The following is an 11,975-nucleotide window of genomic DNA, read 5'->3' on the forward strand; positions in this document are numbered from 1 at the left end:
ACAACACCCGCATCCACGCCTGCCGGCAGAAGCTGATCGACGATCTCAACGCCGCCGCCCTGCCGCTGGCCGTGCTGGAACTGATTCTGGAAAACCTGCTCGGCACCGTCCGGGCGGAGATGAATAAGGACCAAAGTCATGAAAACGCATGAGATCACCTTGCATGGATACCGTGCTACGACGCAAGAGCATGGCGGTATCCTGCTGCTCGGAACGGCCGCCAGCTATGGCACAGAGCGGTTGCATCTGATCCGTGACGACGACACCTGGAAAAATCTGAGTGTGGATGTGACTTATCATCTTGTTCCGGACGATAGTGGAATCACAGAATATCCCGATGAGGAGGATTATGTGAAGGTGCCGGCGGCTGCCACATCCAGGGCAACGCAGTTTGGTACGATCACGATCCGGGGCATTGGTGATGGCGTACAGTGTATCACATACAATCTGCTCTATCAGGTAGGCGACCATGCTCAGATCCCCGGTCAAGCCACCGGAGACCCTCCGGAAAGCTGGTGGATTGATCTGCAGAATCGAATGGTGCCGGACGGCGGCGAGGCTGGTCAGCAACTGTTGTCCACCGAAAACGGGAGAACCTGGGACTGGCCAACTACGGTAAAATGGTCATACAAACCTGGAGCGTATGAGGTATCCGCATCAGCTATTGTGTTGCCGATTTACGCGACTGACAACAACCATATTTGGTGGTGGACAGAGCTGCGATATGTCAATATACGACTCATGGATGGTCAGTCGATATTGGCATCAACGTCCGTGATCGCCAGTGTAAAACTCGTGCGATTTGTCAGTTGGACGGATAATGTCATACAGGTCGATGTTTTTCTGCATAGCGGCGTCAGTATGAGATACACATACTGGGTACAGGAGCACCGCTGGGAAAGTAACTATATGATCTATGGCGCTTCTACAATCGATAAGATGGTAGCCGACCGATTAAAGTCCCCTGGTGCCGGAAAAGAGCATGATCGACTGACGATTGTGAATGGAGAACCCTGCTGGGAAGGCAACACAAAAATATTGTTGTTATCGAGTAATAATGAGCTGCTGGAATCGCAAGATGGGCAGCCCATTACTCGGAAAACGCTGGCATCTTATCTGCAGATATACAAGGTATTTGTTTACGATGCACAAATGTCTGGCACGGTATCCGAAGACTTAATACCGGAAGGACAAGCTATCACACGCTATCGAGTCCTGGATGCCGTGCCGGGACCCAATAACAATAACATTGTGATGAGTTGTGTTAAAACAGATGGGGCCAACGCTCAAGGCAGCATCTGCACGATTACAATAAAGGAGGAAAATAAATGAGACTCGCAACTGGAGATGTCGTCTTTTTCTGGCCGCTGGCCCTGCATGTCCTGACCGCCGGCTGGCTTTACAGTGACGGGAGCACCCACAGCGCCATCGATCTGCGCGCCGCGGTCGGCACGCCGGTCTATGCGGCGGAGGATGGCACCGTGGAACAGACCCAGGACTGGAACGGCCACACCAAGACCGGGATGCAGAGCTACGGCATCATGTGCCGCATCCGCCATGCCGACTATCAGGGCGGGGCACTCTCCACCCGGTATGCCCATCTTTCCAGACTCTGCGTCCAGCGCGGGGAGCAGGTCCGGGAAGGTCAGCTGATCGGCTATTCCGGCGAGACGGGCAACTGCTTCGGCGCGCATCTGCACTTTGAGGTGATCTGGAAGGAAGTGCGCCGCAACCCGCTGTGCTGGCTGGATGCGGACTTCACCTGTGCCGACAGCGGCGTCTACACCTACGGCGCCGGCCAGGGTCCGGTCCAGCGCCCGGTGCAGAGCGGAGACCTGCCCGCAGGGGTGCGCCTGCAGCGCCTGTGCATCATCGGCACCGATGCCGAGATCCTGGCCAAGGCCCGGTCGCTCGGCCTGCCTGCCGATACCGTGACGGCCCTGCTGATCGGCCCGGCCTCGGACGGCGACGCCATGACGCTATGGCAGATGGCCGGACAGAAGGACAGGGAATACTTCGCACGCTACACGAAAGGAGCCTGAAACGGACGGATGGAAGCGATCCTGGCCGCGTTGGTGACCGGAGCGTGCTCGGTGCTGGGGGTCATCCTCACGACACTGGCGGCGGCCCGGCGCACCGAGGAGAAGATGCGCACCGCCCAGGCCGTGACCGACACCAAGCTGGAAGAACTCACCCGCGAGGTGCGCGCCCACAACCATTTTGCCCGGCGGGTTCCGGTGCTGGAAGAGCAGATGAAGGTGGCCAACCACCGCATTGCCGACCTGGAACGCAGCTCCTTCGACGCCCCCGGCGGTTATTCCGCCAGATGACGAATATAAATAAGTAAGGCTCGGAAAGGAGAAACGTATGATGGATCTGAACGCAGCGGGTCTGGCCAGTGTTGCCTGCATCACGGTGATCTGCTATCTGTTGGCCACGGCCGTCAAACAGACGCCGCTGGCAAACAAGTGGCTCCCCACGCTCTGCGGTGCGGCGGGCGGTCTGCTGGGCCTCATCGGTCTGGCCGTGGTGGCGGATTTCCCGGCAACGGACCCGCTCACCGCGGTGGCGGTGGGCATTGTCAGCGGGCTGGCAGCCACCGGCACCGATCAGGCAATCCGGCAGCTCAGGCGGTAATTCCCGCCCCGAAGCGGCGGACATCCCGGGATTCCCGGCGGTGCCCGCCGCTTTTTTGCTTGCATATTTCCAGCGGAGGATTTATAATAAAAAACAATCTATACTGGGAGGGGTGTGTATGGAACAGACAATGCAGTCCGGTCAGCCGAAAAAACGGCCCGTACTGGGAATTTTGGGCGGCCTTGGCCCGGCAGCCAGCTGCTACCTGTATCAGATGATCATTGACCATACCCCGGCGCAGCGCGATCAGGACCACATTGATCTGGTCATCTCGTCGCGGGCCTCCACGCCGGACCGTACGGCGTTTATTGTGGGGCAGAGCACCGAGGACCCCTTCGATGTCATGGAGCAGGACGGCATCAGTCTGGTGCGGTACGGTGCCACGGTGCTGGCCATCCCCTGCAACACGGCCCATTATTTTTATGACCGTCTGGCGGCGGCCCTGCCGGTTCCGGTCCTCAACATGCCGCGACTGACCGTGGCCCAGGCCAAGGCAGGGGGCTGCCGCAAGCTGGGCATCCTGGCTACCGACGGCACCCTGCTGGCCGAAACCTACCAGCTGAGCTGCCGTGAAGCCGGCATCGGCTGGGCCGTCCCGAGCCCCGAGGCCCAGCGCGGTGTGATGACCGTCATCTATGAGCAGATCAAGAAGGGCCGCCGTGCCGACATGGCGCTGTTCAACGCGGCCGCCGATGATCTGCGCGCCCAGGGATGCGACCGGGCGGTGCTGGGATGCACCGAGCTCAGCCTGGTCAAGCGGGACGAACACCTCGGCCCCTTCTTCATCGACAGCACCGAAGTGCTCTGCCGTCAGGCCATGCTGGCGTGCGGCGTGACCCCGGTCGGGTTTGACGAATTCTGATACTCAATTCTCCGAAAGGATTTGACAGACAATGGAAAATAAAAAGTTTTACATCACAACGCCGATCTACTATCCCAGCGACAAGCTGCACATCGGCCACAGCTACACCACCGTCGCCTGTGACGCCCTGGCCCGCTACAAGCGCAAGCAGGGCTATGATGTGATGTTCCTGACCGGTACCGACGAGCACGGCCAGAAGATCCAGGACAAGGCCGCCGCCAAGGGTGTGACGCCCAAGCAGTATGTGGACGAGATCGTGGCCACCGTCAAGGATCTGTGGAAGACGATGGATGTCAGCTATGACCGGTTCATCCGCACGACCGACGATTACCATGTCAAGAGCGTGCAGAAGATCTTCACGATGCTGCACGACAAGGGTGACATCTACAAAGGCACCTATAAAGGAATGTACTGCAAGCCCTGTGAGAGCTTCTGGACCGAGGCCCAGCTCAAGGACGGCAAGTGCCCCGACTGCGGCGGCGAAGTCTACGAGGCCGAGGAGGAAGCCTACTTCTTCAAGACCAGCAAGTACGCCGACCGTCTGCTGCAGTACTACGAGGATCACCCCGATTTCATCCAGCCCGCGACCCGCAAGAACGAGATGATCGCCTTCATCAAGCAGGGTCTGCAGGATACCTGCGTGTCCCGTACCAGTGTGTCCTGGGGCATCCAGGTCCCGTTCGATCCCAAGCACACGATCTATGTCTGGATCGACGCCCTCTCCAACTATATCACGGCGCTGGGCTACGGCAACGACACCTATCATGACTACGACAAATACTGGCCGGCCGATGTGCATGTGGTGGGCAAGGAAATCCTGCGTTTCCACACCATCATCTGGCCCGCCATGCTGATGGCGCTGGACCTGCCGCTGCCCAAGAAGGTGTTCGGCCATGGCTGGCTGCTGCTCAACGGCGGCAAGATGAGCAAGTCCAAGGGCAACGTCGTGGACCCCGTCCGTCTGTGCGACCGCTACGGCGTGGATGCCGTGCGCTACTTCCTGCTGCGGGAAGTGCCCTTCGGCAATGACGGCGCCTTCACCAACGAAGCGCTGATCAACCGCATCAACACCGATCTGGCCAACGATCTGGGCAACCTGCTGTCCCGCACCGTCGCCATGTGCGAAAAGTACTTTGGCGGCACCGTCACCAACACCCCGGTGACCGAGCCGGTGGATGCCGAACTGCTCGACCTGGTGGCGGCACTGCCGGGCCGCGTCAACGACGCCATGGAGGCGCTGGATGTGCCCTCCGCGCTGATTGCCATCTTCGAGGTGGTGCAGCGTGCCAATAAGTATATTGATGAGACCGCTCCCTGGGTGCTGGCCAAGAACGAGGAGACCAAACCCCGCCTGAACACCGTGCTCTTCAACCTGTGCAGTGCCCTGCATGTCGTCACGGCGTTCCTGCAGCCCTATCTGCCCAACACCACGCCCAAGATGGCCGATCAGCTGGGCCTGAGCCAGGAAGATCTGGATGTCCTGCTCAAGGAAGACACGGTGGGAACCGTCCGGTCGCAGTACACCGTCCATAAGGGCGAAGCCATCTTCCCGCGCATCGACGTGAAGAAGGAACTGGAATACCTCGAAGCCGAGGATGCCAAGCAGAAGGCGGCTGCCCAGGCGGCCGCTGCCCCGGCCGCACCTGCCGCGGAGCCCGCTGCGATCACCGACCATGAGCCGGAAATCAGCTTTGACGATTTCTGCAAGGTCGAGATGCGCGTGGCCGAAGTCCGCGCCTGCGAGAACCTCAAGGAGAGCAAAAAGCTGCTCCACCTGACGGTGTTCGACGGCGAGCGGGAGCGCTGCATCCTGTCCGGCATTGCCAAATGGTACAAGCCGGAGGACCTGATCGGCAAGCGCCTGGCCATTGTGGCCAACCTGGCACCCCGTCCGATGATGAAGGGCAAGTACGTCAGCGAGGGCATGATCGTCGCGGCGGACACCGCGGACGGCGGCTGTGAGATCGCCTTCTACGGCGACAATGTGCCGGTGGGTACCCGCGTCCACTGAGACCGGGCCCCGTGCCGGAAGCAAAGGATGAATGGTTTTGCAGAACACAACTTCCCGGGGAACTTCCCGCCTGGATGCCTTTTTCTCGGTGCCGGCGGCGGCAATCCTCATGGCCATTGTCTGCAATGTGCTGTGGGGTTCGGCGTTCCCCTTCATCAAGATGGGCTACCGCCTGTTCGCCATTGACGGGTCGGACACGGCGTCCATCCTGTGCTTCGCCGGCGTGCGCTTCATGATGGGCGCGCTGCTGGTCTATCTGGGCGGGGCCGCTCTTCGCCGCGGTCCGCTGCCCATGCCGCGCGGCGCAGTGCTGGCCCAGTGCTGCGGCCTCGGTCTGTGGCAGACCACCGCACAGTATGCCTTCTACTATTCCGCAGTGGCGGCCCTGACCGGCGCCATGGGCGGAATCCTCAACAGCACCCAGAGCTTCATGGGGGTCATTCTGGCCCACTTCCTCTACGGCAAGGCGGACCGGATGACGGTCCGCAAGGCGCTGGGCTGTGCACTGGGCTTCGGCGGTGTGCTCGTGGCCACGCTGGGCAACCATGGCGGCGGCAGTGCATCCGGCGTGGCGTATATGCTCATCGCCTCGGCGATCTTTGCGCTGGCCGGGCCCTGGAACAAGGCCGTCACGGCCAAGGCCGATGCCTTTTCGGTGTCCTGCCTGAACCTCGGTGTGGGCGGCGCCGCGCTGCTCCTCATCGGGATCGCGATGGGCGGAAGCCTGCATCCCCAGAGCGCCGGTGCCGTGCCGGTTCTCGCCTTTCTGGCCTTCATCTCGGGCGCGGGGTATGTGCTCTGGGCCCTGCTGATGAAGAACAACCCGGTCTCCCGCATTGCGGTGTTCGGCCTGGTGATCCCGATCATGAATGTGCTGCTCTCGGCTCTGCTCAACGGCGAACCGCTCTTTGAGTGGCAGTACCTTGCCGCGCTGGTGTTGGTCTGCGTCGGCATTTACCTTGTCAACAAACCCAAAAAGGCAGTGTGCCATGACTGAAATCTTTGATACCCATGCCCATTACTGTTCCCACCAGTTTGACGCCGACCGGGAAACGCTGCTCGCGGCGCTGCCCGATGCCGGCGTGACCGGTGTGCTGGAATGTGCCACCCACTCCGGGGACGCCCCGGCGGTGCTGGAACTGGCGCATCGGTACCCGTATATTCATGCGGCGCTGGGCATCCATCCCGAGAGCCTCGGGGAGGAGGACGCGCCCACCGTGGCGGTCTACGGCGGTGACTGGCGTGCTGAGCTGGCGGCCATGCGCCCGCTGTTCGACGACCCGGCCGTGGTGGCGGTGGGGGAGATCGGCCTCGATCATCACTGGCCGCTGCCCGCCCGCGCCCAGTATGAGCTGATGGAAGCACAGCTGCAGCTGGCGGCGGAACTGGATCTGCCGGTCTCGGTCCATGACCGGGAAGCCCATGCCGAAACCTATGAACTGCTGCGCCGCTACCGGCCCCGCGGTGTGTTGCACTGTTACAGCGGCAGCGCCGAGGATGCCGTCTGGCTGACCGGGCAGGGGATGGCACTGGGATTCGGCGGCACCACCACCTACAAAAATGCCAAGAGGGTCCGCCAGGTGCTGGCGGTCATCCCGAAAACCGCCGCCGTCCTGGAAACGGACTGCCCGTATATGGCACCCGAACCGGTCCGCGGAACCCGCAATGACAGCCGCAATATCGTCCATGTGGCAGCGCAGATCGGCACGCTCTGGGAGATGACTCCCCAGGAGGTGCTGGATCTGACCGCTGCCAATGCAAGGCGGATTTTCCAAATCAAATACAATCGGAGGAACCAACCATGAAAGCACGCATTCCCAAACACCGCGAATTTATCATTGATTTCCCCAAGGATGTCCCCCAGGCCAAGGCCGACGAGGGCTGGGACAAGCTGATGGCGCTGATGGAGGACTATAAGAAGTCCCACAACGGCCAGACCGTCTACTCCCCGACCTTCATCGAGGACCTGGAGCCCTCCGTCAAGGAACTGCAGCAGACCTACGGCTTCACCTACACGGTGGAAACCAGCAAATAAATTTCCGAAACAAAACGGCCCGGGCACAAAACCCGGGCCGTTTTCTCATGCAAAGCCGCGCCCGCTCAGCAGCCACGGGTGGTTTGCCAGTATTCGCCCATGCTGGCACCGGGCTTTCCGGTGCATTCATCGGCCAGATATTCCGCCAGCCCATCGCCGGCGGGGTCCCAGGCCCGGGCCGCCTCCACCGAAGGGAACTCCACCTCGGCGTAGCAGAAGTGTCCGGGCTGGCCGGGGTCCACATCGTTGACCTCCAGCACCAGACCGTTGTGCAGCGGATAGGACCGGCGCTCCTTGGCGATCAGCGGTTTGCCGATCAGGTGTTCCAGCCGGGCAAAGAGATCCGGCGAGATCTCGGTCTCGATCTCCTCCCGGGCCAGCCCGGCGGCATCGGGGGCCCCCTTGAAACAGAGAATATATACCGTGTCGCCGCCGCTCATCGCCTCGCGCCGGATGCGGACGGTGGGCCGTACACAGACGTAGCCCTGGTCCATCCGGTATACCTCGGAAGGCTCACGCCCCGCCGGCCAGCCCGTTACCATCCATTTGCGTTCAATTTCCATCGGAATCCGCCTTTCTGCCGTTTTTTTCAGTATACCACGCTTGCGCATCGGTTGGCAATCGCGTATAATAAAACCATCTATAAATAAGGAAGGAGTTCCCCATGAGAACCTTCAAAAAGCTGCTGACCCCGCGCAACCTGCCGTTGCTGCTGGTGGTCCTGGTGGAGCTGGCACTGATCCTGTTCCGCTTTGCGGGTGATTTCCACACCGGCGGGGTCATTGACATCCCGCCTGAACAGATCATCCCCTACGCGGAGGAGTGCACCAACGATGACCGGGGCGCCCGGGTGGAAAACTTTCAGGGCCTGTTCGCGGTCACGCGGTGGGTGGACATCGCGCCCGGCAGCTATCAGGTCTGCGTGACCTACGCCAACAACGGGGAGGACGGTAAGGTCACCTTCCTGGATGAGATCATGCCCACCGCGCAGTACGATGCGGCACGGCTGCCCGCCGAGCGCACCCGGACGGTCTTTTCCCTCTGGATGCCCCACGGCTGTGAGACCGCACAGCTGCAATTCTATGCGGACTGCGGCGAAGGCCGCGCCATCTTCATCACCGGCGCACAGCTGATTCCCACCCATGCCTACGCCTATGTGCGGCTTCTGACGGGACTTCTTTTCTTCCTGCTGCTCGACCTGGCGTTCCTGCTGCTCACCCGCCGGCTTCCGCTGCCGGTGCGCGGCGTCCGGGCCCGGTACCGCTGGGTGGCCATGGGCTGCATTGTCATCATGGCCTGCCTGCCCCTGGGACTGGGCTACCTGACCTACGGCCATGACCTTTCGATCCATCTGTCCCGCATCGAGGGCCTCAAGGCGGGCCTGCTCGCGGGTCAGTTCCCGGTCCGGATGGACCCCGCCCTCATCAATGACAAGGGTTATCCGTTCAGTCTGATGTACTCCGACCTGCTGCTCTACCCGGCCGCGCTGCTGCGCATCCTGGGCTTCAGCCTGCAGGCGAGTTATAAGGTCTATGTGTTCGGCATCACGCTGGTCACGGCGCTCATCACCCGCTATGTGCTGCGCAAAATGCTGGGCAGCGAGCAGGCGGCCTTGCTGGGCACCGCACTGTACACCCTCTCGTTCTACCGCCTGACCAACGTCTTTGTGCGGGCCGCGGTGGGCGAGTATTCCGCCATGGCCTTCCTGCCGCTGGTGGTTTACGGCCTGTGGCGGATCTACACCCAGGAAGTCAAGACGGACCGCCGCAGCGCCCCCTGGTGCTGGCTGGCGCTGGCCGTGGGCTTCAGCGGCCTGCTGCAGACCCATCTGCTCACCACCGAGCTGGCGGGGCTGTTCACCGCACTGTTCTGCCTCGTGCAGTTCCGCAAGACCTTTACCCGGCCGGTCTTTCCGGCCCTGTGCAAGGCCACCGGTGCGGCGGTGCTGTGGAACCTGTGGTTCCTTGTCCCGCTGGCACAGTACATGGCCCAGGGCGTCTGCCGGATCAGCGGCAAATACGATGCCAGCTATCTCTATGACACGGCGGTCTACCTCGGCCAGATGTTCACCATGTTCGGCCAGGGCGGCGGCGTGGCCGAGAGCATCCAGAGCGGCATGAGCGATGAGATGCCGCAGTCCCTCGGCCTGGTCCTCGCGGTCGGCGCGGTGTTCTTCCTGATGGCGGTGCTGGATCCGCAGGTGCGCCGGGCCCACCGGCCGACGGTGCGTCTGGGCGCGGCGGCGCTGGGCCTGGGCGCCGTGGCGGTGTTCTGCGCCAGCGACTGGTGCCCCTGGTACGACCTCTTCCTGGCCGAAGGCCCGCTGAGCGTGCTGTCCAAGACGCTGGGCAAGCTGCAGTTTGCCTGGCGGTTCCTCACACCGGCCACCTGGCTGCTCGTTCTGGCGGCCTGCTGTGCCGTGGTGCTCTTCCTCAGGTCCCGGCCGCAAGCCGCCCGTCAGATGATGGCGGTCCTGCTGGTGCTGACCGTCATCCCGGCGGGCTATCTGCTCTTTGATGTCTGCAACCGCAGCGTCAACCGCGTGTACATGAGCCTGGCGGCGATCGACGACCTGCCCGGCCAGGTGGGCGGCGGCGAGTACCTGCCCGCCGAGGACACCACCACCGATGACAGCGCCTGGGGCAGCCTGCTCACCATCTGCTCCGAGACCGTGAGCCTTGAAGACTATACCAAGGACGGCCTTGATGTCACGCTGTCCGCCGTCAACACCGGAACGGAGGAGGGGACCATCCGGCTGCCGCTCTTCTACTATCCGGGCTACTCGATCACCGGTTCGGAGGGCGCCGGACTGACCCACACCGAGGGCTACCTCGTGGTCACGGTTCCCGCCGGCTGGCAGGGCAGTGTGCGGGTGCGCTGGACCGGCGAATGGTTCTGGCGCATTTCCGACCTCGTGAGCCTGTGCGCCATCCTGGCCACGCTGGTGGTCTGGAAACGCCGCAACCGCCATGCCCGGGTCAAAACAGTGGGACAGGTGTAAAATACCAAAGAATTGCCCAGTTTTTTCTGGGAAGCCACGGCGCGATTTGTCGGGTTTGCCAGTTGCGTTTTTCGCAGTCGCCCCGTATAATATGCTTGTAACGGCAAGGGCGCTGCGAACAGTCACGTTCGCAGTGCCTTTTCTTGTAAAACACGCAAACAACAGAGGAAAAGGAGTTCGGTAAGTATGGCAGCAACCGTTATGGAACTGTACGGCAGCAAGGTCTTCAACGAACACGAGATGCGGGAACGTCTCCCCAGTTCGACTTACAAAAGCCTCAAAGCGACCATTGAAAAGGGTCAGCCGCTGGATCTGGAGGTAGCCAACGTCGTCGCCAGCGTCATGAAGCGCTGGGCCATTGAACAGGGCGCTACCCATTACACCCACTGGTTCCAGCCTCTGACGGGCATCACCAGTGAGAAGCATGACGGTTTTGTCAGCCCGCAGCCGGATGGCACCGCCATCATGGAATTCTCCGGCAAGGAGCTCATCAAGGGTGAGCCGGATGCCTCCTCTTTCCCGTCGGGCGGCCTGCGTGCCACCTGCGAAGCCCGCGGCTACACCGCCTGGGACCCCACCAGCTACGCCTTCGTCAAGGATGACGTGCTGTGCATCCCCACGGCGTTCTGCTCCTACACCGGCGAAGCGCTGGACAAAAAGACCCCGCTGCTCCGCTCGATGCAGGCAATCAGCGATCAGGCCTGCAAGGTGCTGCGCCTCTTTGGCAAGAACGTTGAGCGCGTTGCCACGACCGTCGGCCCCGAGCAGGAATATTTCCTGATCCGCAAGGAAGACTATGAGAAGCGTCTGGACATCGTCCTGACCGGCCGCACGCTGTTCGGCTCTGCCCCGTCCAAGGGCCAGGAGCTGGAGGAGCATTACTTCGGCGTGATCCGTCCCATCGTCTCCGAGTTCATGAAGGATCTGGATGACGAGCTGTGGAAGCTGGGCATTCCGGCCAAGACCAAGCACAACGAGGTTGCCCCCGCACAGCATGAGCTGGCCCCGATTTACGATACCACCAACGTCGCCATCGACCACAACCTGCTGACGATGGAGATGATGAAGAAGGTTGCCGAGCGCCATGGCCTGGTCTGCCTGCAGCACGAGAAACCCTTTGAGGGCGTCAACGGCTCCGGCAAGCACAACAACTGGTCCATCGGCACCGCCGACGAGAACCTGCTCGATCCCGGCGATACCCCGATGGAGAACCTGCAGTTCATGGTCTTCCTGACCGCCGTCATCAAGGCTGTCGATGAATACGCCGACCTGCTCCGCACCTCCGTTGCCACCCCCGGCAACGACCATCGTCTGGGCGCCAACGAGGCGCCGCCGGCCATCATTTCGATCTTCGTGGGCGAGGAGCTTGAGGCCGTGATCGATGCCGTCTGCACCGATTCCCCCTATGCCGGCCCCGTCAAGATGAAGA

Annotated in this window: 12 protein-coding genes; 11 read left to right on the forward strand and 1 reads right to left on the reverse strand. The window is 61.7% G+C overall.

Going from position 1 to position 11,975, the window contains the following annotated elements:
- Window positions 1-138 precede the first annotated feature (138 nt).
- The 9 genes from U0L91_RS00665 (at window position 139) to U0L91_RS00705 (ending at window position 7,545) form a co-directional block, all read left to right on the forward strand.
- Window positions 139-1,332, forward strand: a complete 1,194-nt coding sequence (locus U0L91_RS00665; protein ID WP_330043996.1) for a hypothetical protein — start codon at window positions 139-141, stop codon at window positions 1,330-1,332.
- The gene (locus U0L91_RS00670) at window positions 1,329-2,042 is read left to right on the forward strand and encodes a M23 family metallopeptidase (RefSeq protein ID WP_330043998.1); all 714 of its coding nucleotides are present in this window, start codon (window positions 1,329-1,331) and stop codon (window positions 2,040-2,042) included. Before U0L91_RS00665 ends, U0L91_RS00670 begins: the two co-directional genes overlap by 4 nt.
- A gap of 9 nt (window positions 2,043-2,051) precedes the next feature.
- The gene (locus tag U0L91_RS00675; protein ID WP_330043999.1) at window positions 2,052-2,330 is read left to right on the forward strand and encodes a hypothetical protein; all 279 of its coding nucleotides are present in this window, start codon (window positions 2,052-2,054) and stop codon (window positions 2,328-2,330) included.
- A 37-nt stretch (window positions 2,331-2,367) separates the two neighbouring features.
- Window positions 2,368-2,637, forward strand: coding sequence for a phage holin family protein (locus tag U0L91_RS00680; RefSeq protein WP_330044001.1), 270 nt, complete (start codon window positions 2,368-2,370; stop codon window positions 2,635-2,637).
- 118 nt (window positions 2,638-2,755) lie between these two features.
- Window positions 2,756-3,499 (forward strand): cysteate racemase, encoded by a 744-nt coding sequence (cuyB, locus tag U0L91_RS00685; RefSeq protein WP_330044003.1) that lies wholly within the window; start codon window positions 2,756-2,758, stop codon window positions 3,497-3,499.
- Between the two features lie 31 nt (window positions 3,500-3,530).
- Window positions 3,531-5,510, forward strand: a complete 1,980-nt coding sequence (gene metG / locus U0L91_RS00690) for a methionine--tRNA ligase (RefSeq protein ID WP_330044005.1) — start codon at window positions 3,531-3,533, stop codon at window positions 5,508-5,510.
- A gap of 37 nt (window positions 5,511-5,547) precedes the next feature.
- Window positions 5,548-6,507: a DMT family transporter gene (locus U0L91_RS00695; RefSeq protein WP_481804510.1), complete on the forward strand. Its 960-nt coding sequence runs from the start codon at window positions 5,548-5,550 to the stop codon at window positions 6,505-6,507.
- Window positions 6,500-7,315, forward strand: coding sequence for a TatD family hydrolase (locus tag U0L91_RS00700; protein ID WP_330044008.1), 816 nt, complete (start codon window positions 6,500-6,502; stop codon window positions 7,313-7,315). The genes U0L91_RS00695 and U0L91_RS00700 overlap by 8 nt, the downstream gene beginning before the upstream one ends.
- The gene (locus U0L91_RS00705) at window positions 7,312-7,545 is read left to right on the forward strand and encodes a methylenetetrahydrofolate dehydrogenase (RefSeq protein ID WP_330044010.1); all 234 of its coding nucleotides are present in this window, start codon (window positions 7,312-7,314) and stop codon (window positions 7,543-7,545) included. Before U0L91_RS00700 ends, U0L91_RS00705 begins: the two co-directional genes overlap by 4 nt.
- 65 nt (window positions 7,546-7,610) lie before the next feature.
- Here the strand turns inward: U0L91_RS00705 and U0L91_RS00710 are convergent, their stop codons facing one another.
- Complete coding sequence (locus U0L91_RS00710; protein WP_330044011.1) at window positions 7,611-8,108, reverse strand: CYTH domain-containing protein; 498 nt, start codon at window positions 8,106-8,108, stop codon at window positions 7,611-7,613.
- Window positions 8,109-8,209: 101 nt separating this feature from the next.
- On the opposite strand from U0L91_RS00710, the gene U0L91_RS00715 reads away from it, so the two are divergent.
- A complete protein-coding gene (locus U0L91_RS00715; protein ID WP_330044013.1) occupies window positions 8,210-10,546 on the forward strand; it encodes a hypothetical protein in 2,337 nt (778 codons plus the stop codon).
- A 186-nt stretch (window positions 10,547-10,732) separates the two neighbouring features.
- On the forward strand, window positions 10,733-11,975 hold a 1,243-nt coding region (locus U0L91_RS00720), incomplete at its 3' end, for a glutamine synthetase III domain-containing protein (RefSeq protein ID WP_330044015.1).

This window comes from Gemmiger sp. (assembly GCF_036306485.1).
GTDB lineage: Bacteria > Bacillota > Clostridia > Oscillospirales > Ruminococcaceae > Gemmiger.

Coding starts and splice junctions, on each gene's coding strand:
- U0L91_RS00710 (WP_330044011.1), bottom strand. CDS start 8,108: ATGGAAATTGAACGCAAATGGATGGTAACGGGCTGGCCGGCGGGGCGT.
- U0L91_RS00675 (WP_330043999.1), top strand. CDS start 2,052: ATGGAAGCGATCCTGGCCGCGTTGGTGACCGGAGCGTGCTCGGTGCTG.
- U0L91_RS00670 (WP_330043998.1), top strand. CDS start 1,329: ATGAGACTCGCAACTGGAGATGTCGTCTTTTTCTGGCCGCTGGCCCTG.
- U0L91_RS00680 (WP_330044001.1), top strand. CDS start 2,368: ATGATGGATCTGAACGCAGCGGGTCTGGCCAGTGTTGCCTGCATCACG.
- U0L91_RS00700 (WP_330044008.1), top strand. CDS start 6,500: ATGACTGAAATCTTTGATACCCATGCCCATTACTGTTCCCACCAGTTT.
- cuyB (WP_330044003.1), top strand. CDS start 2,756: ATGGAACAGACAATGCAGTCCGGTCAGCCGAAAAAACGGCCCGTACTG.
- U0L91_RS00705 (WP_330044010.1), top strand. CDS start 7,312: ATGAAAGCACGCATTCCCAAACACCGCGAATTTATCATTGATTTCCCC.
- U0L91_RS00715 (WP_330044013.1), top strand. CDS start 8,210: ATGAGAACCTTCAAAAAGCTGCTGACCCCGCGCAACCTGCCGTTGCTG.
- U0L91_RS00665 (WP_330043996.1), top strand. CDS start 139: ATGAAAACGCATGAGATCACCTTGCATGGATACCGTGCTACGACGCAA.
- metG (WP_330044005.1), top strand. CDS start 3,531: ATGGAAAATAAAAAGTTTTACATCACAACGCCGATCTACTATCCCAGC.